The organism is Sphingomonas sp. Leaf339, from assembly GCF_001426195.1.
Taxonomy (GTDB): Bacteria; Pseudomonadota; Alphaproteobacteria; order Sphingomonadales; family Sphingomonadaceae; genus Sphingomonas.
The window spans coordinates 374392-400615 of the sequence record NZ_LMRS01000034.1; the positions used below are offsets into that span (position 1 = coordinate 374392).

General features: G+C 60.5%; 18 protein-coding genes. 8 read left to right on the top strand and 10 right to left on the bottom strand.

Going from position 1 to position 26224, the window contains the following annotated elements; all coding sequences use genetic code 11:
- The first annotated feature begins 40 nt into the window (after positions 1-40).
- From ASG67_RS14010 to ASG67_RS14020, 3 genes are all read left to right on the top strand, one after another.
- Entirely contained in the window at positions 41-1114 is a 1074-nt protein-coding gene (locus ASG67_RS14010) for a LacI family DNA-binding transcriptional regulator (RefSeq protein WP_056531354.1), read from the top strand.
- Between the two features lie 190 nt (positions 1115-1304).
- A complete protein-coding gene (locus tag ASG67_RS14015) occupies positions 1305-3671 on the top strand; it encodes a TonB-dependent receptor (protein ID WP_056531356.1) in 2367 nt (788 codons plus the stop codon).
- Between the two features lie 5 nt (positions 3672-3676).
- Positions 3677-4957 carry an MFS transporter gene (locus ASG67_RS14020; protein WP_056531358.1) on the top strand — a complete coding sequence of 427 codons (1281 nt, stop codon included), beginning with the start codon at positions 3677-3679 and terminating at the stop codon, positions 4955-4957.
- Here ASG67_RS14020 and ASG67_RS14025 read toward each other — a convergent pair.
- The 7 genes from ASG67_RS14025 to ASG67_RS14055 form a co-directional block, all read right to left on the bottom strand.
- Positions 4954-5709 carry an HpcH/HpaI aldolase family protein gene (locus ASG67_RS14025; RefSeq protein WP_056531472.1) on the bottom strand — a complete coding sequence of 252 codons (756 nt, stop codon included), beginning with the start codon at positions 5707-5709 and terminating at the stop codon, positions 4954-4956. The genes ASG67_RS14020 and ASG67_RS14025 overlap by 4 nt on opposite strands.
- Entirely contained in the window at positions 5706-6854 is a 1149-nt protein-coding gene (locus ASG67_RS14030) for a cobalamin-independent methionine synthase II family protein (protein WP_056531360.1), read from the bottom strand. Before ASG67_RS14030 ends, ASG67_RS14025 begins: the two co-directional genes overlap by 4 nt.
- A gap of 24 nt (positions 6855-6878) precedes the next feature.
- Positions 6879-7643 carry an SDR family NAD(P)-dependent oxidoreductase gene (locus ASG67_RS14035; RefSeq protein ID WP_056531362.1) on the bottom strand — a complete coding sequence of 255 codons (765 nt, stop codon included), beginning with the start codon at positions 7641-7643 and terminating at the stop codon, positions 6879-6881.
- The gene (gene hisD / locus ASG67_RS14040; protein ID WP_056531364.1) at positions 7640-8965 is read right to left on the bottom strand and encodes a histidinol dehydrogenase; all 1326 of its coding nucleotides are present in this window, start codon (positions 8963-8965) and stop codon (positions 7640-7642) included. The genes ASG67_RS14035 and hisD overlap by 4 nt, the downstream gene beginning before the upstream one ends.
- An 893-nt stretch (positions 8966-9858) precedes the next feature.
- Positions 9859-12804: a TonB-dependent receptor gene (locus ASG67_RS14050; protein ID WP_200940802.1), complete on the bottom strand. Its 2946-nt coding sequence runs from the start codon at positions 12802-12804 to the stop codon at positions 9859-9861.
- Between the two features lie 386 nt (positions 12805-13190).
- On the bottom strand, positions 13191-13556 hold the full coding sequence (locus tag ASG67_RS18480; RefSeq protein ID WP_235535219.1) for a hypothetical protein: 366 nt from the start codon (positions 13554-13556) through the stop codon (positions 13191-13193).
- 9 nt (positions 13557-13565) lie between these two features.
- Positions 13566-13910 (bottom strand): phytanoyl-CoA dioxygenase family protein, encoded by a 345-nt coding sequence (locus ASG67_RS14055; RefSeq protein ID WP_056531371.1) that lies wholly within the window; start codon positions 13908-13910, stop codon positions 13566-13568.
- Between the two features lie 372 nt (positions 13911-14282).
- On the opposite strand from ASG67_RS14055, the gene ASG67_RS14060 reads away from it, so the two are divergent.
- The 4 genes from ASG67_RS14060 to ASG67_RS14075 all read left to right on the top strand — a co-directional run bounded on the left by ASG67_RS14060 (position 14283) and on the right by ASG67_RS14075 (position 21034).
- On the top strand, positions 14283-16730 hold the full coding sequence (locus tag ASG67_RS14060) for a S9 family peptidase (RefSeq protein WP_056531373.1): 2448 nt from the start codon (positions 14283-14285) through the stop codon (positions 16728-16730).
- Positions 16731-16927: 197 nt separating this feature from the next.
- Positions 16928-17197 (top strand): glycoside hydrolase domain-containing protein, encoded by a 270-nt coding sequence (locus tag ASG67_RS14065; protein WP_056531375.1) that lies wholly within the window; start codon positions 16928-16930, stop codon positions 17195-17197.
- 241 nt (positions 17198-17438) lie between these two features.
- Positions 17439-19952 carry a TonB-dependent receptor domain-containing protein gene (locus tag ASG67_RS14070; protein WP_082543554.1) on the top strand — a complete coding sequence of 838 codons (2514 nt, stop codon included), beginning with the start codon at positions 17439-17441 and terminating at the stop codon, positions 19950-19952.
- 185 nt (positions 19953-20137) lie between these two features.
- Complete coding sequence (locus ASG67_RS14075; protein WP_200940803.1) at positions 20138-21034, top strand: YdcF family protein; 897 nt, start codon at positions 20138-20140, stop codon at positions 21032-21034.
- A gap of 1257 nt (positions 21035-22291) precedes the next feature.
- On the opposite strand, the gene ASG67_RS14080 is transcribed toward ASG67_RS14075, so the two are convergent.
- Positions 22292-22966, bottom strand: a complete 675-nt coding sequence (locus tag ASG67_RS14080; RefSeq protein ID WP_082543544.1) for a DUF1349 domain-containing protein — start codon at positions 22964-22966, stop codon at positions 22292-22294.
- An 85-nt stretch (positions 22967-23051) separates the two neighbouring features.
- Here ASG67_RS14080 and ASG67_RS14085 point away from each other — a divergent pair, with 85 nt between their 5' ends.
- Entirely contained in the window at positions 23052-23600 is a 549-nt protein-coding gene (locus ASG67_RS14085) for a TetR/AcrR family transcriptional regulator (protein WP_056531382.1), read from the top strand.
- A 300-nt stretch (positions 23601-23900) separates the two neighbouring features.
- On the opposite strand, the gene ASG67_RS18490 is transcribed toward ASG67_RS14085, so the two are convergent.
- Both ASG67_RS18490 and ASG67_RS14090 read right to left on the bottom strand, forming a co-directional pair.
- Positions 23901-24437 (bottom strand): J domain-containing protein, encoded by a 537-nt coding sequence (locus ASG67_RS18490; protein ID WP_082543545.1) that lies wholly within the window; start codon positions 24435-24437, stop codon positions 23901-23903.
- 543 nt (positions 24438-24980) lie between these two features.
- Positions 24981-26164, bottom strand: a protein-coding gene (locus tag ASG67_RS14090; RefSeq protein WP_414887637.1) for an IS3 family transposase whose coding sequence is annotated in 2 segments (ribosomal slippage) — positions 24981-25882 and positions 25882-26164 — 1185 coding nt in all. Because the reading frame shifts where the segments join, the coding sequence is not laid out codon by codon here.
- Between the last annotated feature and the right edge of the window lie 60 nt (positions 26165-26224).

The window sequence follows — 26224 nt, forward strand, 5'->3', positions numbered from 1 at the left end:
AGATCATATTGAATTCGGATGCAAATGTCACGGGGGTCTGGTGGCGAAGTCTGATCGAAAAAGTGAAGATGGCATCAAGCAAACTGTCGCGACATCGGTCGATCCGGTTGCGTTCGGCAGCGTGCGGCGGGCGACGTCCTATGATGTCGCACGTATGGCAGGCGTATCGCAGTCGGCCGTTTCGCGGTGCTTCGCGCCAGGCGGCAGCATCGCACCGGCAACCCGTGCGAAGGTCATGAAGGCGGCAACCGAGCTTGGCTACCGCCCCAACGCACTGGCACAGGCGCTGATCACCCGGCGCACCAATCTAGTGGCAGTATTCATCTCGCGCTTGACCAACCTCCATTATCCGGAAGTGCTGGCAGAAATCAGCCGTCAGTTGACCGACCGCGACATCCGCGTCCTGCTGTTCGCGTTGACCGCTGAGAGCGAGATCGACTCTATCCTCGAACAGGTCTGGCGCCACGATGTCGATGGCATCATCTCGGCCGCGCGCCTCGATAACGATCAAATCGCCGGCATCCGCCGTCATGGTATCCCGATCGTCCTCTACAATAGGACCGCCGGCGAGCATCTGACGCCTAGCGTTTGGTGCGACTCGACGACGGGAGAGCGTGACCTGATCGATAGATTGCTCGCTGCCGGTCATCGCCGCTTCGCCGTGGTCGCTGGCCCCGAGGACAGCGCTGTCGGTGAGGAACGCCGTCAGGCGGCCCTCGCGCGGCTGGTCGAAGCAGGCATCGTAGACACGCCCGTCGTGCGGGGCGACTTCAGCTACGCCAGCGGCCGGGAAGCGGTCGCGATAGTGGCCAATGCTACACCGTCGTTGGACGCAGTTGTATGTGTCAGCGACGTTATGGCCATCGGAGCCATCGACGGATGCCGCTTCGATCTGGGATTAAGGGTTCCAGATGATATCTCCGTCGTCGGATTTGACGGATCAGATCCGGCAGGCTGGATGAGCTATCAGGTTACCTCAATCCGCCAGCCGGTGCGCCGGATGACCGCCGCGGCGGTGCAGATGCTGATGGAACGGATTGAAGATCCTACCTTACCGGCGGAGCGTCGTTCCTTCGTCGGTGCATTCGTCCCCGGGAAATCTGCCCGGTTTTAGAGCGATTTCCTAGTCAGCGCTGACCCTTTTGAACCTCAAATGGAAATGGCAAACCGCTGTCCTGTTCAAATATCATGACCAAATACATCCTGCATTCGGATGCAAATTTGACTGGACAGTGACATCAGCCGCCGATAGCCATTGTCCAACGAAGCGGCAGAGCCGTTTAGTAACGATTGGGGGTTGGGGAATGAGCAAGCGGGTTCTGGGCGGCGTGTCCTTGACGATCCTGGCGGCGATGCTGTCGCTGCCGGCAGTGGCGCAAACGGCGCCTATCGACGCATCTGCGGGTTCCGCCGAACAATCCCCAGCCGCCGCCGACCGCGTCGCGAGCGAGCCGACAGAAAGCAATACTGGCGGGCTGGGAGATATCGTTGTCACAGCCCAGCGCCGTACAGAGCGGTTGCAGGACGTGCCGCTATCCGTCACCGCGGTCAGTGCGGAGGACCTGAACCGGATCCGCATCACCGATGCCAGCCGCCTGCAATTGCTGTCGCCCGGCCTGACCTGGGGTCAACAGGGTTCGGACTCTTTTCCGGCAATCCGCGGTGTACGCACCCAGTTGGTCAGCGCGCAGAGCGATCCGGTAATCGGCTTCTATCTCGACGGCATCTATCAGAGCCGCACCCAGCAGCAGAGCATCCCGCTGTTCGACGTGGCGCGGGTTGAGGTGCAGCGCGGACCTCAAGGCACTCTGTATGGCCGTAATACCTTCGGCGGCAACCTGAGCGTTACGACCAATGCCCCTAGCAAACGGTTCGAGGCCGGGGCGAACGGCACAATGGGCAACTATGACCTGCGCCAGTTTGACGGCTATCTGAACCTGCCCGTCAGCGATGCTGTCCAGCTACGCGTCGCCGGCTATCACAGTGAGCATGATGGCTATGTTCGCTCGACAGGCGGTTTTCGCCTGCTCGACGAGGATCAGACCGCGCTGCGCGGTGCGATAGCGATCACGCTGACGCCCGAAATCCAGATTGACGCACGCGGCGGTTACTGGGAGCGGAACAACACCGGCGGCGGCGCTTACGGATACCGCGTCGGCGGTACGCTCATCAATCCGGCGACCGGATTGCGTTCTATCAATGGTCAGCCCTATGCGGTGAATCCCAGTGCCCGGAATGGCAGCAACTTTATTAACGGTGTCGACATCGGCGTGTCGGTGACCAATGATCCTTACACAAATTCGTGGGACTATAAACCGTTCGAACAACTCCGACAGAAGTATGGCAGTGGCTTGATCGCGTTTGATTTGGGCTTTGCCACACTGCGCTCGATCACCGGCTACACCGATTTCCACGCCTATCGCAGCGCCGATCTGGACCAGACGAGCGTTGTTTTTCCCGCTACGGGCACGGCAGGTGGATTCGCCGCTTCGGGTCTGCAGGCGGCAAACACCTACACTACCTCGTTGACGCAGGAGGTGCAGCTCGCCTCGGCCGGATCATCGGCGTTCGAGTGGATTGTCGGAGGTTATTATTTCCACGACAAGATCACCGAGTATTACCAGCAGGTTTACACGACCGGCACCACCCGCGGCACACAGTCTCGAACTGATATCAACACCAAGGCCTACGCCGCATACGGCCAGGCAAGCCTGGCGATCGTTCCCGATACACTAAAGATTATCGGCGGTGTCCGCTACTCCGACGAGAGTAAGGGCTATCTGATCACAAACTTCACCGCTGCCCCGGGAACGTTTAACTTTACCACACAGACCGCCGCGCGTGCGACTGGCGAGCCGACTTTCGACAAGGTCACGTGGAAGGGCGGCGTCGAATTCACACCCAGTCGCCGGATGATGCTGTACGGTACAGTATCGACCGGCTTTTCGTCGGGGGGTATCAACAACAATTCCTCAAACGCGGCAATTCCATTCAGCTACGCGCCGCAGACGGTTACCGCGTACGAGATTGGCAGCAAGAACACGCTGATTGGCGGGCGCATGATCCTGAACCTGTCGGCGTTCTACAACGACTATAAGGACTTGCAGATCACGATTCTCGATCAGCGGACCAACTTGTCTTATTACGCCAGCGCCGGTGCCGCGCGCAGCTATGGCGCCGAGGTCGAACTACGCACCCTTCCCTTGCAGGGACTGCACGTCGACCTGACCGGCGCGCTGCTCGATGCTCAGTTCACTGCCTACACGCGCCCCAACCCGTTTTACACCGCAGTTAACGGCGATCCTGTGACAGTCGATCTAGCGGGCAAGGACGTTCCGATGTCGCCGACGTTCAAGGGCACAGCGAGCGTCTATTACGACCTTGAAATGGCGAGCGGCGCGCGGATCACGCCGTCGGTGAACGTGCTATATTCGACGTCCTACTATTCCACCGACTACAATACCCGACTTGATCGGCAGGGCGCCTATGCGCTGCTCGACGCGAGCCTGCGCTGGACCTCAGCTACTTCCAGCCTCTACGTCGAAGCATTCGGCAACAACCTGACCAAGAAAGCGGTGCTATACAGCTCCACGGTCGGCAACAACCAGCGCATCCAGCAGTCATATGGACCACCGCGCGTGTACGGCTTGCGGGTCGGCGTTCGGTACTGAAGTCGATGTCGTCCGCCATCCTTCCGGTGGCGGACGCCGCCCCCGGTACACTGGCGGAACCATCCGCTCTCCATGAGGACGCGACCTGCCGCCCGCCGCTGGGCCGTGCGGTGGTCGCCTTCGCTTTCCTGATGGTAGCAGAGTTCTTCTACAGCTGGGCATGGAACAGCGTCGACGTCCTGCGTCCTTACATGCGCGACACCTTGGGGCTGTCGCTCACCCAGGCGGGATCGGGCTATTCCGCACAAGGCGCAGGGGCGCTGGTAGGCGCGGTGGTGATCGGGCAGTTGGCAGACCGGTTCGGCCGACGCGCTATGCTAGCGCTGGTCATGGTTGGCTATGGCGCAACGCTGATCGCAGGAAGTTTTGTTAACGGCTATTCAGCCTACCTGGCACAGCGGGTTGTGCTGGGCTTGTTTCTGGGCGGCATATTTCCGATCGTCGTCGGCATTTATGTCGGCCTGTTCTCGCCCAGCGTACGCGGGCGGCTCGCCAGCCTCATCAACGCGATCTTTTCCAGCGCGATCACCATACTAGGCCTTGCGAGCGGCTGGCTGAATGGCGACTGGCGAGCGCTGTTGCTGGCTGGGGGAGTGCCGCCGATCCTGCTTGCCGGGCTCGCCTTCGTTCTGATCCCGAAGTCGGCAGACGTGCGTGCGCGGGTTATCGATAAGACGGCACGCCTGCCTGTGTTGGAACTGTTCGCCCCAGGGCTGCGCGCCCGCACCTTGCTCCTGGCAGCACTGACCGGCCTGAATTTCTTCGGCTATCAGGCTTATAGCGGCTGGCTGTCGACATATCTGCGTGACGTTCGCGGGCTGGATCCGACCGCGATGGGCCGTCTGGTTGCTTGGCAGTTTGGCGCCAACATTATTGGCGGATTTGTCTGGGGCTGGGCGGGCGACCGGTTTGGGCGGCGCTTCAATGCCCTCGGCTTTCTGGCAGCCGCTGCAGCAATTCTGCTGTATCTGCATGTCGAGACCGACGCAGTACTGCTCGGCTCGATCGGCGTTGTGTACGGTTTCATGCTGTCTACCAGCGTGATCTGGGGACCTTGGCTGACCGAGTTGTATCCTGCCCATCTGAAATCGACCGCAGCGTCGATCTTCAACTGGGGACGGCTGGTCTCCTTCTTTGCGCCGCTTATTACCGGCACGCTTGCGACGCGCTTCGGGTTAGGCGTCACGATGGGGACGGCCGCGGCCGCCTTCACCGCGGCCGCGCTGATCTGGCTATGGCTACCCGAGACGCACCCCAATCCGCTACTTCCGGGACGTCGTATTTAGCCCCTCGCCGCCGCAACCAGGGACGCTGCGCCGGCAAGTATGAATCCGTGGTCCGATCCCAGCAGGAACAACGTCGCGCCCTGCCCCTGCCAGTGCGGGATGTCAGATGCACGGGCCAGGAACATACCGACTGGCACGCCGTGTCTCCTCCCCGCCGCGCACACCGCCTCAACCGCCGAGACAACGCGTTGGTCGTCCTGCGTCTCGGCGCCATAAGCTACCGTCAGATCGGCCCGACCGACGAATAGCGCGTCAAGCCCCGGCACCCCCGCGATCGCGTCGATCGCGTCGATGGCCTCCGGATCCTCGATCTGCGCTACAACCACCGTATGCTCCGCCGAGGCCGCGAGGTGTGCCGCCATCGTTCGGGTTGTGTAGCCTGCTGCGCGTGACGATCCTGCATAGCCGCGCCCGCCGTGACCATAGCGCGTCATCGCGATCAATGCTGCTGCCTCCTCCGCTGAACGGATATGCGGTGCGACGATACCGGTCGCACCGCAGTCTAGCGCATTCAACACATGCTCGGGCGTGACCAGCGGAATACGAACCAGTACATCGGTGGCAGCCGCCCGCGCCGCCATAATACAGCCGTCTATTGCCAGCCGATCGAACGGTGCATGCTCCGCATCGAGGCATAAACAGTCGAGCTCCGTCAGTGACATTACCTCGACCACGATCGGCGATGGCGTCTTGATGAAGGTCCCGACAATCGTCTCGCCAGCGGCGAGCCGCTGCTTCAGACCGCCGCTCATGCCGCCCGCCACAGCCGCTCGCTGGCACGCGCAGCTCCCTCGGCAAGCGTCGCGAGCTTCGCGTAGACGATTTCGGGATCGACCGCGCCGAAGCCTGCAAATGTCGAAAAGCCGCAATCTGTGCCGGCCACTATTCGTTCGCGGCCCACGATCATCGCAAACTGCTCGATCCGCTGCGCGACGACCTCGGGATGCTCGACGAAGTTGGTAGTTGAATCGATGACACCCGGGATCAACACGCGATCGTCCGGGATCAGTGCGGCGAGGTCGCGAAACGCCTGCCAGTCGTGCTGGTGGCGCGGGTTGGAGGTCTCAAACAGCAGTCCCTGCGGCTTGGCCTCCATAAGCACCGGAAGGATCGTCCGCATTTCGACGTCGCAGTGATGCGGGCCCTCGTAATTGCCCCAGCAGACATGCATACGAACGCGGTCGGACGGCACGTTGCGCAGCGCGTAATTCAGCACCTCGACATGGCGGGCGATCAAGATGAGATAGTCATCGTCGCTGCGATCCTTAAAGATCATGTGCCGACCCAGACCGAGGTCGGGGCTGTCGAGCTGCAGCACATGGCCAGCGGCGACGATCGCTTCGTATTCTGGGCGCATCGCCTCTGCCAGCGCCTCGAGGTACGCGTCCTGCGAGCCGTAATGCCGATCGGGCTGAAACAGCGCGATCACGCCGGGCGATGCAGCGTTCATGAAACCGCCCGCCGGCCCGTGCGCCGCGATCGCCGCGTCGAAGCGGGCAAGGTCCTCCTCTAACGGTTTCAATGTCTTCGGCGCCACCGGGCCGACGCAGCACGGGCGGCGATAGGTAGGCGTGCCGCCGCTTTTCGCCTGCCGCTGGAGAAAGGAGGGGAAGGCCTCCAGATCGGCGGGCGGCGTGCGTTCGCTGTCGCCATCGAAGCCGGTGATCCGGTCCTTGATGTATGTAGCATACGAGATTTTGGCCATCTCGCCGTCCGACACCAGATCAATGCCACAGGCGACCTGACGCGCAACGCAGGTATCGACCGCCTGCGTCAAAACCGTGTCGAAACGGTCAGCATCGACGGATTCACCGCGCTCATGCGCGAAGATCAGTTCGGTTACCTCGGCACTACGGGGCAACGAGCCGACATGGGTCGTCTGGATATGATCGGGCATGGCGGTGCTTTCTTTTGATTTGGGTCAGTCGGCAGTCCAGCCGCCGTCGACGATCAGGCTGGTACCCGTCACGATCGCCGCGGCGTCGGAGGCGAGATAGACGGCAGCTCCCATCAGATCCTCAACCTGACCGAGCCGCCCAAGCTTGATCTTCGCTAGCACGCTGGCCTTGAACGCGGCATCCTCGAAATAGGGACGGGTCAGCGGTGTCTCGATAAAAGTCGGTGCGATCGTGTTCGATCGGATGCCGTGTGGTGCCAGATCAAGCGCGAACGCCTTGCTCATTCCCTCCAGCGCCCATTTTGAAGCACAATACAGCGACCGGTTCGGTCCGCCGACATGTCCCATCTGGCTGCTTATATGAATCAACGAGCCCCGGATGCCACCGGCCAGCATTGCCTTTACACAGGCCTGCGACACGAAGAACGCGGCGCGAACGTTCAGATCTAGCACCGCATCGTAATCGCCGGCGGTCACCTCCTGCATTGGCTTTGGCCGGTTGGTACCGGCGTTGTTGACCAATATGTCGAACGGAGCGTTTTCGTCGAAGAAGGTGGCAACCGCCTCGGCATCGGCAACATCAAGCGTCGCCGCATCAGCACGCCCACCGGCCGCGCGAATTGCGGCCGCACCCGCTTCGATCTCGTCCGCCGATCGAGCCACAAGGACCACCTCGGACCCCGCTTCCGCCAGTGCCACAGCGAGAGCCAGGCCAATGCCCCGCCCCGCTCCGGTTACCAGAGCGCGCCGGTCATCTAGCCGGAACGAGGGCGTCCGCGGCAGCGTCACGCCGGTTCGGCGACCGGCTCGGCCCGGCCGGCATAGGGGACGTTGCGGCCACCATAGCGGCGCACGCGGACATTGGCCTGCTCACCATGTCCCGCAAAGCCCTCCAGTGCACACAGCCGGCTGCAATATTCCCCGATCATCGCCGATGCCGCGTCGCTGGTCACCCGTTGATAGGTACATGTCTTCAGGAATTTGCCGACCCAAAGCCCGCCTGTATAGCGCGCCGCCTTCTTGGTCGGCAGCGTATGGTTGGTCCCGATCACCTTGTCTCCATACGCGACATTGGTCCGTGGCCCTAAAAACAACGCCCCGTAGTTGGTCATGTTAGTCAGGAAGTAATCGGGATCGCGGGTCATCACCTGGACATGCTCTGACGCGATATCATCTGCAATCTGTAGCATCTCCTCGTCGGAGTCGGCGACGATCACTTCACCGTACGTCTCCCACGCCTTGCGAGCATAGTCGGCAGTCGGCAGGATCTTTAACAGCCGGTCGATTTCCGCAAGCGTATCATGTGCAAGCTTCTCCGACGTGGTAAGCAGTATTGCGGGGCTATCCGGGCCATGCTCGGCCTGACCCAACAGGTCGGTCGCGCACAATTCACCATCTGCGCCGATCTCGTCCGCGATCACGAGAGTCTCAGTCGGGCCGGCGAACAGATCGATGCCGACACGGCCGAATAGTTGTCGCTTGGCTTCCGCAACGAAAGCGTTGCCGGGGCCAACCAAAATATCGACCGGTGCGATTGACTGGGTACCCAGACCCATTGCCGCAACCGCCTGGATACCACCCAGGCAATAAATTTCGTCAGCACCTGCCATTGCCTGCGCGGCAACTATCGCCGGAGCCGCTGCGCCGTTGAACGGTGGCGCACAGGTCGCCACTCGTTTCACGCCGGCAACCTTGGCAGTGATGACGCTCATGTGGGCGCTTGCGAGGAGCGGATACTTACCACCGGGAACATAGCATCCTGCTGCGTTCAGCGGGATATTTTTGTGCCCGAGAATAACCCCGGGAAGCGTCTCTACCTCGACATCACTCATGCTTGCGCGTTGGATTTGTGCAAAATTTCGCACCTGGGCCTGCGCAAATTCGATGTCACGGAGATCCTGAGGGCTTAGCTGATCTGTGCAGGACTGAATTTCAGCATCCGATAGCCGATAGCTGTCACGGTCCCAACGATCGAAGCGGATCGACAGGTCGCGCACCGCCTCGTCACCACGCGCTTCAACATCGGCAAGGATGCCCTCCACCGTTTCGCGCACTGACCGGTTATTTTCGACACGAGCTTCGTGTCCCAGTCCCTTCTTCAGATAGCGCACCCTCGTCCTCCTTTTGCATTCGAATGCAATTTAGAACGAAGTTTGTGCTTTAGCAACTTGTCGAAATTGAGCGAATGCCATTCACCCGCGGGCATTCGCTAGGCACCGCATATTGCCACAGAGCGATTTGGTCGACGACGGCGCTCTCGACCCCGTTCAGGCAACCTGTTGCGGGGTTGATGGACAGGATCACTCCTCCTGATGCCCGACTATTCGCCTTACAATGCCCACCCTTTCAGAGAGGCCCCGAAGAAGCTTGTTTTGCACACGACATGCGTGTCAGCGGCTTGGGCGATCGAGATCTGGCGGTGATGCCCCGGCAGACCCTCGTGAAAGTCAGTGTGGGCAGGATATATTTCGCCCAATTGCCAACGCTCTTCAGATTGATCCAGTAAATGGACGGCCGCGAACCATCGAGCGCTGCTCTGGAGTAGTAGCCATTCGAGGCCCATCCTGAATCTCAGCCGGCACTGCCCGGATTTCGAGCGGCGCATCGACTGGATGATTGAAAACGTTCACAGCCTCGCATGCATGGCAATCACGCTGGTGTTCAGGCTGGCGATGAGGGGAGTGCGACCAGCCGCGGTGTCAGGATATAATTGCGCCGGACTCGCACTCGGTGCCGTTAAGCGAACGCTTGCACTGCCACTAATAGCAGCACATTAGATTAGAAATTATTATCTATCTAAAGAGCTTGGTTATATTATCGTATAGATTTTAAAACGAGTTACTTTAAAAGTATCGCTATCACTCTTTCGTATACAAATAAAAGCCTCTGCAATTTTATTGCAAATGCACTAGTACCAATACGACTGATTATAACTTATTCGAGCATTGGTAATTTACACAAATATACCAATCTTTTGATCGTATATATATTTATTCACCTTTCATTAAAATCGATACTGAGCACCCGCGTAAAACTGTGGCCCTGTATGGCTGTAGACGAACGTGCTATTACGCGTTGAGTCGATGAATTGGCGATAAAAACGATCAAATATGTTCAACCCTTCAAACGTTAACTTGATTCTGTCAGTAACTTGATAAGATGCCGAGAGATCGAAAACGAGGCTCTTATCTACGCCTTCGAGATCTTGCAGGGGATTATTGGCAGGGAGGGCAATGATATACGGCCCGCGGTAAGAACCGGAAATCCGTGCGCTTACTTTTTTGTCTTCATAATAGAGCGTAGCATTAAAAGCGTCACGCGACAGACCCAGCAGGTCACGCTTGGTAGTATTAGCAGCACTGGCAGCGAGGAAATAGGTGATCTTTGACTGGACGTGAGTGTAGTTGAACAGGGCACCAAGATTCCCTAGCGGTCCAGGCAAGAAGGTGAAGGCCTGCTGATAATTTACCTCGACGCCTTTCAGCGGCCCTCCCGGCGTATTGCGTGCCTGGTTGACGGTAAACAGCGTTACATTCGGGTCGAGACCGCTGTTAGCGATCAGTTCAACCGGCAGGCCGGTCTGATTGAACGTCAGCTGCTGCGCCTGATTCTGAATGTATGATTTGATGTCCTTGTAAAAGACCGCAATCGACAGCAGCGAGTTACGCGAAAAGTACCATTCAAGCGATGCATCGTAAGTATTGGCACGGATCGGATCTAGTGCAGGATTCCCCCCATTGACGCTGGGTGTGCCACTGATCGTAACGCTCGCACCAGGACTCAGGAATGCCAATTCTGGCCGCGTGATGACTTTCGCGAAGGCGGTACGTACCAGCAGATTCGATGTCAGATCGCCGACGAGGTTGATCGACGGTAGCCAGTCGTCGTATTTATTTCCCGCCGTCACGAACTGCGCGATCCCACTGGAATACCCTGTCGAGGTCAGATCGGTCTTTGCATAGCGTAGACCGGCATTGCCGCGGACTGGAAGCCCCCAGCGGTTCAGATTGAAATCAAGCTGACCAAAGGCAGAGAAAATCCTTTCATGTACCCGCCGGGATGCGCCCAGGTTCTCGATGAGTGCAAAGGTTCCGGTATAGTTATCCAAGCCATATTGCTTGGCGAAGGCTGGGTAATTGATGGCTACCCACGAAGTAGGAAAAACACCCTCACGCATCCCGTCGCCAAAATCATTCACCAGCCTGGTGAGTCCGGCTAGCTCCGCTGCGGTCAGCGTTGGGACAATGAAATTATTCGCCCGCTGGTAGACCCGATTTTCGAAATCAAATTTGTCGTAGTGAATGCCGCCCTTTACCGTGAATCCATCATCAAACTTCCAGGCGAGGTTATATTCGAAAGTCCGGTTCTTGTTATCGAGGGTGGACGGAGTGGCGCGGATTTCGGCGCTGCCTGGGGCAAGCGTAAATTGAGATGGGTCGGTTACGTCGAAACCGAAGCCGATGGTCGGTTGGTTGCGGCTATCGCGAAAATCGATCGTCTGCCGGGTGTTGTTGCGCCCAAATAGAAACGTGGTCTGATCTTTCTGACGAAAATCGGTCTTGGCAATGCCCAACAGCGCACTTCCCACCAGATTGTCGGTAATATCGAATTTGCCATGCAGCGTGTACTGGCTGAACTTGCTACGAAAGCGGTCATATTGGGTGTCCGATCGTACATCGACGCCATCGAATACGCCGTACGCGATATCCGATACCTGCTGCCCGAAGTTTACCCCTTGCGTGCCGCTGGTACCCGCCGGCCGAAGTACGGCGTCGCGGATCGCGGTCTGTGGCTTTCCAAAATTTGGCGAAGCAATGGCCCGAGCAAACGAGAAGCCCTCTAGCCAATTCTCTTCGCGCTTTACTTTAAAGTCGGAGAACAGCGCATCGACCCCAATCTCGACACCATCGGTGGGTTCCCACTGCAGCGACCCTGTCACCCCGAGCCGCTGCTGGTTGTGGTTGAATCGGCCGTAACGTGGCAAGCGAGGGAGGAAGACGGTTGATCGGTTTACCTGCCCATACAGCTGATCCCCTGCCGCTGGACGTGCTACTCCAGTCGCGCAATTCGCCGCGTCAGTGCCCTGCGCTGCGTTGAACGCGGGTGATACAGGCGCAACTCCAACGGGAGAACAAAACCCACCATCGGTCGTGGCCGGGTTCCAACCGCCTGATCCGAACTGATCCTCGTAATAGCGCCGCCGACTAAAAGCTGCCGACACCAGCGCGCCTATCCTTCCAATTCCGGTATCCCAAGTGCGCGAGGCAACGCCCGTCAGCTTGGGATCAACGTTTTTGGCCAGCGAATTATACCCCGCCTGTGCGCTTAGGACGAGGGTCGGTTCCTTATAGTCAAAAGGCCTTGCGACGTTCAAATCAACTGTGGCGCCCAACGATCCTTCGATCGTTTCAGCATCGGCGGTCTTTCGAACGACCAGATTATTGAACAACTCTGAAGCAAACACATTGAAGTCAAAACCGCGCCCGGTATTGATCCCCCGATCGGACGTCGTGGCGCCAGAGATCGCCTGCGCTTCCATTCCGTTGACCCGCACCCGGGTGAAGCTGCCAGACAGCCCACGGACGGTAATTGCCCGGCCTTCACCGCCGACGCGGTTGATTGACACGCCTGGGACCCGCTGAAGGGACTCCGCCAGATTGTTGTCGGGGAAATCGGCGATGTCCTCCGCCTTGATGACGTCGATGGCGGAATTCTCGGAGCGCTTGGCATTAAGGGCACTGTTCAGACTAGCGCGAAAACCGGTGACGACGATGTCCGGACCATCTGCGGTGGTGGTCGCATCCACCGCCTGTGGATTACCGGCAGTTCCGCTGGGATCCGCGGCCGGTCCCTCGCTATTGGCCGGTACGCTGCCACCTGGCTGAGAAGTAGGCTGAACCGTCTGTGCAACGGCGAACCCCGGCGAAGCCAGCACTATGACCAACCCCATGTAAGACGCGTTCAACAGAAATCGCCCGCGTGATGCCCCCGACTTCATAAACCACCCTCCAACGGAGGTGCTACTTGGTCCACACCTCTCGTCGCGCATAATATGCATACTAAAACCAGCCGTTCAAATCATAATTTGATACCGCGTTCCGGATCATGAAAAGCTGCGCATTATTTGCGCTGAAATTGCTCTGGTGTGATTTATTTATGGCTGGCTGAACGACAGGATCACTATCGAAGCTGTGGCCTATTCGTCGGGTTTTTAGATGGCCAATCGATCTATCTGATCCAGAGGCGGACATTAATGCCCCCCCTGCCAACTCCCCAACTTCGGTCGCTCATTTAGCCGACAGCTAGGCAGCCCACTCGCGATTTCGAGCCGGTCGATCAAGCTTTGGCTCTTGCGGCACTGGCATCGCAGGCAGATGGCGGCTCACCTTGATCTCCCGTACCCGGACCAATTCGGGCTGCATTAAGCCGCAGTTGTCCGGTATTTCTAAGCAGATACGCGCCTGCCACCGAGAGCCGCCCGGAAGCGCCGCTGCAGCTTGCCGCGATGGGCCTTTCCAGGACGAAGATCACGTCGGCCCACGCGACCAGCTCGGCCGTGAGCGGGTTGTCGGCGTCATGATTGGTGCCAGCAGAGTCAACTTCCAGGTTTTGCCGGCGCGCAAACACCTGCTCGGCGGTGGGGCTGCAAAGTCTGTTCTGGCTGCATAAGAACAGCACGGTCTGAGTGCGGCGGGGGCTCAACCCTGGCCCCTACACGCCGCGCCAGGCAAGCGGACCTGGCGTCGCGTAGGCCGAGAAGTCGACCTGGAGGACGCGGCGCCGTCGCAGCGGATCAGCGGCGAGCGAGGCATGGATGATCGACGTGGCGTACAACCACACGTCGCCGCGCTCGGCCAAATATAGCCGCTCGCCGAACGCCGCCACTACGCGCTCGATCTCGGCTTCGGGCAGGCGGCCGAGCCTGTGCGAGCCAGGCACGATGCGGAGGGGCGCGTTGCGCTCGTTAACCGCGTCCAGGTGCATGCAAAGCGTCCCCATCCGCTCCAGGATCTCGAACGGCGGTTTCACCTGGGTCAGCCAGACTTGACCGTCCACGGCCCGTATCCGTCCGTGTCCATACGGTCATTGACCACATTCGTGCGGTCCTGGTGCCAGCTTCGTCCAGAGCATGCGCGAACCGCTGGGTCCATCACCGTTGAAAGTAAGGTCAGCTGAGCGGCAGACGGTTGCGAGTATGAGGATGGGGTTAGCCCAACCTGATCGGGGCGTCGACCCAAACCCAAGTACGGCGGTTCCAACGACCACCAGCCGCTCCTTATGATCAGACGTTCGTTCATGTTGGGGCTGAAGGAATACCAAGCCTTGCTCCATAGAGAAACTCACGTAATCTTCGACCTCTCGCCTTGATGTCAGCCCATACAAAACCCAGACGCTGAACAGCTTTGCGATCGAGAAAAAGGAATTCGAATGCGCGCCGGTGCCCGTCTGATCGCCCTGCTTCTCTCTACCACTGCCTACGCTGAGACGCCCAGCGGGAGTGCCTATCATCGCGCGCCCGATGCAATCGCCAAGGCACTTGAGGCGCCCCCCACTCCCGGCGTCGCCGTTAGCCCCGATCATCGCACGCTCGCGATCCTGGGCCGTGAGAATCTGCCGTCGATCGCCAATCTGTCGAAGCCGATCTTGCGGCTGGGCGGCTACCGCATCGATCCAGCCACCAACGGCCTGGCCGAGGTGCGCGTGCAAAGGTTGAACGCGCTCAGCTTCAAGGACGTAGGCTCCGGGCGAACCGTGGCGGTCAAGCTACCCGCCGGCATGCGCTTTGCCGCGCCCGATTGGTCACCTGACGGCACTCGGGTCGCCTTCTACGCGCAAGGATCCAACGGCTTGTCGCTATGGATCGCCGAGCGCGACGGCAGCACCCGCATGATCGCCCGCGGTCTGAACGGCACGTTCGGCACACCCTTCGCCTGGATGCCAGATGGCAAGGCTCTGATCGCCTACACCGTGCCAGCGGGTCGCGGCGTAGCGCCCGTCGCGAGCAGCGCCCCGACCGGCCCGGTGATACAGGAAAGCGCCGGCCGCACCTCGGCCGCGCGGACCTATGAGGATCTGCTCGGCGATGCGCATGACGAGGCGCTATTCGACCATTACTTTACCGGCCAGCTGGTCCGGATCGATCTCGCCGGCACCGCGCAGCCGATCGGAACGCCGGGCCTGATCACCGATTTCAGCGTCTCCCCAGACGGTCGCTACCTGCTGACCGAGCGACTCAAGCGGCCTTATTCCTATCTGCTGCCCGCCAGTTTTTTCCCGACCGAAATCGCTGTTTCGACAATCGACGGTCAACCAGTGAAAACGCTGGTCGATCGCCCGCTCGCTGACGATCTGCCGGTCGATTTCGATGCCACCGTCAAGGGGCCACGCGAGGCGGTTTGGCGCTCGGATGCACCGGCGACACTAGTTTGGGCCGAGGCACTCGACGGTGGCAATCCGCGCATGAAAATGGCGTTCCACGACAAGGTGATGATGCAGGCGGCGCCGTTCGCTGCGGCACCGGTCGAACTGGCGCAGACCCCCGCCCGCTATGCAGAGATCCTGTGGGGAGATGATGGCTTCGCGATGGTCATCGACCGTGAGTGGCGCACGCGCACTGAGCATCGGTTGGCCATTAAGCCATCGCGACCAGGCCAGACGCGGACGATATCGACCCTCAACTATCAGGATCAATATGGCGATCCTGGCGAACCGATGATCGAAGATAATGCCGCAGGCAAACCGGCTATGCGCTTCACACCGGCGCACGACGGCGTTTACGCCACAGGCAACGGCGCGACGAAAGCAGGCGCGTTCCCCTTCCTAGCGACGATGCCGCTGGCCGGGGGCAACCAGACGCGGCTGTGGACCGCCAAGGCGCCCTATTACGAAACGGTAGTCGCCTTGATGGACGACCGTGGTCAACGCATTCTGACACGGCGTGAGAGCGCGAAGCTAGCACCGAACTACATGATCCGCAGTGTGAACGGCGGCAGCGCCAAGGCGATCACGGCGTTCACTGATCCCACCCCGGTTTTTGCCGGCGTCACGCAGCGCACGATCACCTATCCGCGTGCCGACGGACTGCCACTGTCAGGATCACTGTATCTGCCTGCCGGTTATGACGCGAGACGCGACGGGCCATTGCCGACGTTGCTGTGGGCATACCCGGCAGAGTTCACCGACGCGAAGGTCGCCGGCCAGACGGTCGATCAGGGCAACCGGTTCGTCCGCCCACGCGGCATCAGCCACCTGTTCTTGCTGACTCAGGGCTATGCGATCCTCGACAATCCATCGATGCCGATTATCGGCGAGGGCGGCGCCGAGGCCAACGACACCTACGTCAAACAACTGCAGCAGGATGCGCAGGCCGCTGTTGACGCGGTGGTAAAACTGGGTGTCGGTGACCGCAGCCGGATGGCTGTCGGCGGGCACAGCTACGGCGCGTTCATGACCGCCAATCTGCTTGCGCATACAGATCTGTTCCGCGCCGGCATCGCGCGGTCGGGGGCCTACAACCGCACGCTGACGCCATTCGGGTTTCAGGCCGAGCAGCGCACCTATTGGCAGGCAACGCCAACCTACACTGAGATGAGTCCGTTCACGTACGCCGACCGGATCAAGGCGCCGATCCTGCTGATACATGGCGGCGCGGACGATAACAGCGGCACCTTCCCGATCCAGTCCGAGCGCATGTACGCGGCGCTGAAGGGCAATGGCGCAACGGTGCGCTACGTCGTCCTGCCCAACGAGCCGCATGGCTATCGCGCATTGGAATCGACCGAGGAGACTTTGTGGCAGATGACGGATTGGCTGGACCGCTATGTCAAACCGAAACAGACCGGATCGACGGTGGCGGCGAAAGCCGTAAAAAAGTGATCGATGTGCCGGTTGCAGTCCAGAAAGTAGGTAAGGATTCTACATTGGCGATGGCCGTTCATCAAAACCAGTGGCGGACGCAGGGGCAGTGTTGCGGCCTCCCCGAACCGGACATCCATTCATGATAACCGAGGACGTCTGCTGAGCGCACCAGTTCCAATCGGTTGCCGCTGCCAACGGCGCCTCAAAGGAAAACGTTGCACAGCGCCGCTGCCGCCAGCTTCGCGCTAGCGCCGCAGGCTTTTCCCAAAGGCATGGACGACGATGCCGGCGCGATAACCGCCTGGTACGCCTCGGCCAAGCCTAGCTTCTATCCGCTCGCGCCGGGCGAACCATCGCAGGTTGTCGCCACCTTGGCGATCACGAACGCACGGATCGATCTGGCCGAATGTCGCGCCGTATCGATCCGGCTGACAGGGCCGATGGCAGCACGCTCGATCACGTCGAACGGAACGGCCGTGCATTGACGGATTGGGCGGTCGACCAGGCGGCGCTGTCGCATGATGGCAACCTGAGTGTTACGATCTGAGCGTTATAGCGGCTTTCAGGTAACAGGGCCGCTGCAATCACCCTGCCCACCCCCCGATAATGCGTGACCTTTCATCAAAGTGACGCAAACTCGCGCAACGCGCCTCGTCACAAGAATGCGTGGGGGAAATAATGATCGCTTCTACCAAGTCCGTGCTGTTGCTCGGCACCTGTCTCACCATGCTCGGCATCGTGCTGCCAGCCGGCGCGGCATCCGCGCAGAGCGCCACACCGGTCGCTGCGCCAAGCACGCCAGAGAATGCAGATACCGCGCAGGCAGCCGGCACCGACACAGCGGAGGACGATATCGGATCGGATATTATCGTCACCGGTTCGGCGCGACGGCAGCGCCGCTTCGACGTCTCCTATGCGGTGAACTCATTGGGGCAGGATGACATCAAGCGGCTGGCGCCACTCAACTTCGCCGATCTGCTGGGCAAGCTGCCGGGCATCCAGGTCGAGGCGACCGGCGGCGAGGTGCAGAATGTCACCCGCATCCGCGGCATCCCGACCGATGACGGTTATGCCGTTTTTCAGCAGGACGGCTTGCCACTGTTCCACGACATCAACGGCAATTTCTTCCGCGGCGACAGTCTCAACCGCTACGACCTGATGACCGAGCGGGTAGAGGTGGTGCGCGGCGGCCCCGCGCCGATCTTCGCCAGCCAGGCAGCCGCAATCGTCAACAACATCACCGTGACGGGCGGCGACACGCCGCGCGGCAAGGTGCAGGTGACGGCGGGCACCACCGATCTCTACCGGCTCGACGCGGTGCAGTCCGGTCCGCTTGGCGGGGGCACCTATTATGCGGTCGGCGGCTATCTTCGCCGCGATGGCGGCCAGCGCGACAATGGCTTCCCGAACGATCGCGGCGGCCAGATCCGGGCGAACATCAAGCACGATCTGGACAATGGTTCGGTGCGGCTGAGCGTCAACTATCTGAACGATCACAACAGCTTCTATCTGCCGATCCCGGTCGCCGATCCACGCAACCCCTCGGTATCTCTCAACCCCTATATCAATTTTTTCAGCGGAACGCTCAACTCGCCAGCGTTCCGTGGCGTGACGCTCAAGTACCGCGATGCGGCCGGTGTGACGCAGAGCGAGACGCGCGATCTCGCCGATGGCCGGCATATGGAATACGGCAATATCGGTCTACAATATGACGGTGAATTCAGCGGCTGGCAGCTGGCCGTGCGCGCCGGCTTTACCAAGGGGCGCCTGGATTTCGATGCGCTCTACTCGACGTCCAACCCGGTCGACGCCAATACTTTCGCCGCCGGTTTCCGCTCGGCCGCCAACACCGCCTTCGGTACTGTCGCGACGCCGGTAGCGCGGCTGGGCTATGCGCTGTCGGGCACGAACGGCGCCACTGCCTATGATCCCTATGCGTCATCGGGGCTGGTCGTGCAGGGCCAGTATCGCGGCGTTGGCTCGAGCTTCTATTCAGGGCAGGGCGATGTCAGCGTCACGCGCAAGTTCGACACCGGTATCGGCACGCACGACCTGCGGATCGGCGGCTATGGATCTGCCTATGGCCTGACCAACAAGGCGGTCTATCAGGATTATCTGATGGAGGTGCGCGGCCAGCCGCGGACGCTCGATCTGGTCGCCTATTCGGCGACCGGCGCTGTGCTGGGTTCAGTTACCGATCGCGGCGTGTTGCGCTACGGCACGACGCTCAATCAGGGCAAGGTCGATTCCACCGTCTATGCGCTCTACGGCAACGACACCTGGGAGATTACGCGCGGCCTGCGGCTTGATGGCGGCATTCGGCACGAATGGTATCATATCGATGGCTACGGCCTGACTTCGACATCAGTTAATCTGGGCGACCCCACCACGCTGGCCGGCAACAACGTCCGCAGCTTCGACGGTGCCCGCCAATCGCGCAAGGACAGTCCGACCGCCACCAACTGGACGATCGGCGTCAACTACGACGTGAGCAACAATTTCGGTGGCTACGCCCGCGCCTCGCATTTGGAAGTACCGCCGCAGTCGAGCAGCTATTACGGCATCAACCCGGTATTGGTGAAGACGAAGGCCGATCAGTACGAAGCCGGCCTGAAGACGTCGTTCGGCCGCAACTACCTGTACCTCACCGGCTTCTACACCAAGTTCGATCCGTTCAACGCGTCGTTCGTGGCATTCAACCCCACCACCGGCCGCAATGACCAGGCGGTGCCGTTCATCGGCCAGGCCGAGGTCAAAGGCGTCGAGATCGACGGTGCGCTGGTGCCGGTGCCCTGGTTCTTCGTATCGGGATCGTTCACCTATCAGGACCCGAAGTACAAGAATCTGGAGAACACCGCCGGTGCCGACCCCACCGCCGTCAACGGTAACCAGATCATCCGCGAGCCCAAGGTATTTGGCAACGTGCGCCCCACATTCTCGTTCGAAGCCGGCAGCAGCCAAGTCGAACTTTATGGTCGTTATGAATATGTCGGCCGCCGTTTTGTCGACCTCTTCAACAACACTCGGCTACCATCCTATAATACCTTCGGTCTGGGTGGGACGCTGACGTCCAATGGCTTCCAGTTCCAGGTGGTCGGTGACAACATCTTCAACAACAAGGGCCTGACCGAGGGTAATCCCCGCACCGACCAGCTCGACGGACAGACTTCACGTGACGCGATCTATGGCCGCCCGATATTCGGCCGCAGCGTGCGCTTCATCGTCAGCAAGTCGTGGTGAGACACAGCGCCGCAGCGATGATGATCGCGGCCTTGCTCGCTGTGATCCCGGCTGCGGCGGTGCCTGTTCGCGACGCTCATCTGGCCGCCATGGCGGACCGGCTGTTCCCGTCGCTGCGCGGGCGCGCACTGGCGGGCACGGAAAGGCAACGGCGGATCGCTGCCTGCGCTGGTGCCGCGCCCTGTTTGGTCGAGGCCGCGATCTGGCGCGACGACGAGCGCGAGGCGCTTGCTCGCGGTGCCGGCACCGCTGCCGACGACGTGCGGCGTGAGATCGACGGCTTGAACGAAGTGCTGCGCGTCTATGGCGTCGGCAAGCTGCCGCGCTATCCCTTGATCGATGGTTCGGACGAGGCGTTCGGCAGCGCCGGCTTTGCGGCGAAAGTCGCTGACGCGGTGACGCTCGCCACGCTGCAGGGTGACGATCCCGCGGTCAAAGGCGATCCCAGCCTTTCTCTGGCTCTCGCCTTGCTTGACGTGAACGACAAAGACCAGGCGATTGCATTCGAGCCGCTCGACAAGCGATACAATGCCGGCGCGATAGCGAAGGCTCAGCGGCTGGACTGGTCGCGCTTCCAATACAGCGCGATTATCGCGTTGGGCGTCGGACCCGACGATCTTACAACGCCGCTCAGCGCTCGCGGAAAGGCCAACGTCAGGCTGGCTGCGAATGCGTTCAATCAAGGTTTGGCACCTTTTATCATCGTCAGCGGCAGCGCGGTCCACCCTCGCGACACACCTCATGTCGAGGCGGTGGAGATGCGCCGTGCTTTAATCGATCGGTTTGGTATTGCGGCCAACGCAATCATAGTCGAACCCTATGCACGGCATACTACCACCAACCTGCGCAACGCGACTCGGCAGCTTATTCGACTCGGCGCGCCGCTGGGTCACGACACGCTCGTCGTCAGCAACACCGCACATATCGATGCGATCGCCAGTCCGGCATTCACCACGCGCAATCAGCGAGAACTTGGATATCAACCGGGCCGAATCGGGCCACGCCGCTCGCAAAATGCGATCACGTTCCGCCCCGATGCGGCTTCACGGCGCGTAGACCCCATCGATCCGCTTGATCCTTAAATCTCGCTCGTCGTGTGCGAGTTGGTTTACGCTCCGAAACTGAAACGACCCATCCTCACTGATTCAACGTGACGTACCGGTTCACCAGATCCGGACAATGACTCAGATGGAATTAACGTTTTGTGAAGGCGCCTTTTGGCGACACCGCAACCGGCTAATCAGCTATCCGTTACGAAAACCGGGTGCGTACCAAAGTTGGCCGAGGACCCGGGCCTGTCTGTTATTCCTTTGCAATCATAGATTTGATCCGCTCCTTTGCCGTTCATGATGCTCCTCTCTCTAATGCTCGCCAGCGCGACGACTCCGATAATTTCCCCCACCGGAACAAAGGTCGACGTACGTGAACTTTCGTCCGACGCTTTTTCGGGTCGTGGGCCGGGAGAAGATGGAGAAGCGGTAACCCTTGCTCATCTTGAGCAGCAGTTCGCCAAGGCTGGATTTGAGCCTGCCGGCGAGCATGGCGGCTGGTATCAGGAGATGCCTCTCGTCCGACTTGACCGATGACCGGGCGCTACACTGTCGCTGACCGTTGCGGTTCGGGCGATGCCGCTTGCTATCGGCCGTCAGGCCTCACTCCAGCTCGCCAACGCTGGGCAAACGCAGATTACTAGTGCCTAGCTGGCAAGGTGGAGGCGTCCGGCACTCATAGCGATCTGCTTGCGGGCGGAGGCCGCTATGCGGAACCGTTTGAACTCCAAGCTGCGGGCTATCGATGATCTGCTTCGCGGCGGTGACTGATCCAATCCCGGACGTTGACAGGCGCTTTTGACTTTCCGAACATCGGACGCTCATTCATATCCTTGCGAAACCTGACGTGCATAAGCATTCCGACACGATCTCAGCGCGCAAGCGGGATGACCGGCAACCGTTACACCAGCGGGGACATTGCGGGTGACGACACTGCCTGCGCCAACGATCTCGTCGTCGCCGACGGTGTGCCAGGCAGGATCAGCTCTGCGCCGCCTATCCAGACGTTTCAGCCGATGGTGACGGGCGGCCGGAACTCGAGCATTTGCCTCGAATAGCCAGATCGCACGGATGGATGTTGGAGCCGTAGTCGCAGTGCACCGGCGGCCTGAGCGTTTCACGCGCTCGGCGAGACCAAGCCGTTCTGACAGTAGCGTACGGCGCTCTGCCGCCGTCCCCGTGGAAGCGCGATTGTAGCAATCAAGTCACGCAGCGGCGCGTGCCGCATTCGCGGATCGTCGGCGACGCAGAGCGTACTTGCCGACATACGTTGCCTCTGCCTCGTCGCGATCAACTCAGGTCGTGGAGGTCCTTGCCCAGCGGTGCGATGATGCTGAGGTCAGAGAACATGACCTCCAGGCCAGCACATTCGGGCGTACACGCCATCGGTCCGACCTGATAAAACGCGGCGATCGGAAAGGGCGCCAGCCGTACCAGTGGCCAGGTCTTGCCATCTGCCGAAACCTGCAACCGCAGGACGCCATTGGCGACGGTCGCGCGCATCCAGAAATCCTGCGCGTCATGCTCGTAAGGTCCGGTCGCCCAATCCGACTTGCCGTCAGTCAGCACGCTGCTCAGCATCGCGCGCCCGTCGGACAGTTCGATCCCGGCCTTGACCCAGCGCCGTTCGTCGACACGCACCATGATGCCCGCCTGATCGTAGAGCTTCTGATACTGGCCGCGAATACGCAGCTGGGCGGTGAACGCGGCAGGCGCGGTGAAGCCAAGAAAATGACCGCTGTCTCGGGTGAAACCATAATGCGTCTCGCGCCAGAAATCGCTGCCCTTGTCGGTGACGAGCGTCAGGTCTCCGCCGGGGGCGACCTTCCAGGACTTCGGCGCGTTCACCCAGCGGCCGTCACGGCGCTCAAGCGCCGAGGCCTTCACGCTTTGTGCCGTCGCGGTACCGGCATTGCCCGCGATCGCAAGTGCCGCAGCTCCACCGATTACCGTTCGCCTGCTCACCCGATCTTCTATCAAAGTCTGTGCCTTTAACGATCATCGACTTTATGTACATGTGTACATAACTCGCGAACGAGGTAAACAGGCGATGACCCAACAGTCTCGGCGCAACGATCCAGCGCGCCGACAGCGCATCATCGATGCGACGCTGGTGGTCATCGCCGATCACGGAACCGCGGCGACGACTCATCGCCGCATCGCTGCGGCTGCGCAGGTGCCGCTGGGATCGGTCACCTATTACTTCGCGACGCTGGAAGAATTGCTCACGGCAGCCTTCCTGCAACTAGCGGCGGAATCGTCTGCCGCTTTTCGCGCGCGCCTGAAGGCCGCTACGGACCGGGTAACGGCGTGTACGGCGGTCATCGACATCATCGCGAACCACGTCTGGGCAGAGCCCCGCACGCTGTTATTGAGCTACGAACTCTACGCCTTCGCCGCGCGGCATCCGCCGGTCGGCGCGGTCATGCAACGCTGGATGGACAGCAGCCGGGAGGCGCTGAGCCGCTTCTTCGACCCGCTCACGGCGCGCGCGCTTGATGCGTTAATCGAGGGTATCGGCATCCACAATTCGATCGATTGCGCGCCCCTCGACCGTGATGCGGTCAAGATTATCGTCGCGCGGATCGCCAATTGCTAGCCGGCCCGAACCAGCAGGCCGCCACAGCGCAAACGGAACTACTGTCGGCATCAAGGCCATGCTGAAGGTATTGATGCCTCATGCTCACAATCGATAATCCACTCAGGCTTACGTCAAATGCGGCCTGCTCCAAACTACGATCATGCCGCCGTGCAAAGCGAGAACAGTTCGGCATGACCCATAATCAGACGTCCCCGCCCCCTGCCCAGCTTCCCAACTTCGGCCGCTCGTTCTTCTCCGCGTTACGACCGCTTTTGGCGCATGGCCCTTAGAACTCGAATGTCGCGAATGGGCGATAGTTTAGGAAGCAGGCTGGCCAAGTCCGAGTTTTGCGCCCGATGAGCTGCGGACGGCTTTTGCAGGAGGCTCAGGCACGGGATGAGCGTCGACGCTACGTCGAACCGGAGATGCCAATCCGGATTCCTCATTGTACAAAACCAGGATTGTAGCGATCGGTGCGGCGGTGAGGATCAGCAGGAAAAGGCCCATCAGCCATTCGTTGGTCGCTAGTGGCTGCGAGAAGCTACCGCTGGGCTGCATTGACGGGTGAGGTCGCATCGGGCGCCTGCCGGCTTTCCTGGGGTGAAACGGGCGATCCGCGGTCGATCGAGAAGCAGACGGCCTGATCTGCGAGCGATCATAGGCTGCGCGTGCTTCCTGCTTTCCCAAAACGGCATACGCCTCGTTGATTTCTTTCGCACGAGCAGAAACATCCACACCATGATTGGCATCGGGATGATATTGACGGAGCAGCGCTTTCCACGCGGCGTGGATAGTGTCGCGACTTGCCGTCGATGGCACCCCTAGAACAGAATAATAGTCGGGTGAGAGCGCCATCTAGCTCTTATTTGCGGCTAAAAAGCGAAAAAGGAAAGTCCGTCTGGCGCGTGAATTTATTCGGCCTTCTCGGTGATCCAAAGGGCGGCTTTTAGGCGCCAATAGCCAGATGGCTACCATTCCCATCCGTAACTTCGTGCTTTCGACGACACCACGCCGCCCCCCGGAGCTGACCAGTAGCGGAAGTTCGTCGGGGTTATCCGCTTCCCAACTTTAGCCGTCGGCTCATCTTGCCGAATGTATCGCGAGCAGCAATCTAAATTCAGGCGCGCGACGAACCGCTAGCCAGATTTGGGCGTCGGTGGAGCGCAGCTGCCTCACACGTACCCGCGCATCACGTTTCCGCGGGGCAGACGACCCGCCTATACTATACCACCGGACACATGCATCCCGCATCCTATGCGTGGCTGGTCTTGATCTTTCCCTGACTCGGCGGACACGCTGGGTTAGCTGGTCATGCGCTGCTCGGCCTGTTCGGGCGTGAGATACCCGAGGGCCGAGTGCATGCGGCTGATCTTTCCCTGACTCGGCGGACACGCTGGGTTAGCTGGTCATGCGCTGCTCGGCCTGTTCGGGCGTGAGATACCCGAGGGCCGAGTGCATGCGGTTTCGATTGTAGTAGCCCTCGATGTATCCGAACAGCGCCTGTCTCGCCTCGGCCTGCGTCGCCCATCGGCGCTGATGGACGAGTTCGACCTTCAGGGTGTGGAAAAAGCTCTCCATCGGGGCATTGTCATAACAATTGCCGGTGCGGCTCATCGAAGGCACCGCGCCGATCGCAGCCAGGTGATCGACATAGGCGCCAGCCGCATATTGCGACCCGCGATCCGAGTGGCAGATGAGACCGGGCGCTGGTCGCTGTCGCTGTGCTGCCATCATCAGCGCCGCGAGCGGCAGCTCGGTGCGCATATGGTCGCGCATCGCCCAACCCACGATCTTGCGGGTTGCCAGGTCGAGCACCGCCGCCAGGTACAGCCAGCCTTCGCCGGTCGCGATATACGTGATGTCGGCGAGCCAGATCCGGTTCAGTGTCGGTGCTGAGAAGCGCTGCGCCAGCAGGTTTGGCGCGATCGGTAGATAGTGACGGCTGTCGGTCGTGCATGGTCGGAAGCGGCGTCCGGCCAGCGCTCGGATACGATGCCGACGCATCAGCCGCTCGACGCGGCCACGACTGCATCGATGGCCTTCCGCCCGCAGGGCGGCATGCATCCTCGGCGATCCGTATCGGCCCTGATGTCGTGCCTGGAGCCGGCGCACGTTGTCCAGCAGCACCAGGTTCGCCGTCGTTCGCGCGCTCGGTGCCCGACCACGCCAGTCGTAATAGCCGCTGCGCGACACGCCGAGCATGCGGCACATGACGTTCACCGGCCAGGTGGACGCATGCTGCTCGATAAAGGCGAACTTCATCGCGGCATCTCCGCAAAGATGCCGACGGCTTTTTTTAATATGTCGCGCTCCATCCGCGCACGGTCCAGCTCGCGCCGCAGCTTCGCAATCTCGGACGCCTGATCAGCCGGCGACGCCATCGTCGATACTGGCGGCTTCGCCGTCGGGCCCGCCGGCGGGCCGCTACTCTCCTGCAACTTGCGCTGCCAGCGACGCAGCATCGTTGGCATGATCCCCAACTCGCCCGCAATCTCCGTCTGCGGCCGACCGCTCGTCTCCCACAGCGCCACCGCTTCCCGCTTGAACTCGTCCGTGAACCGACGCTTCGTCGTACTCGCCATCATACACCTCCTGACTCCGCAAAGCCTATCATCGGTGTCCGCCAAACCGAGGGAAGATCA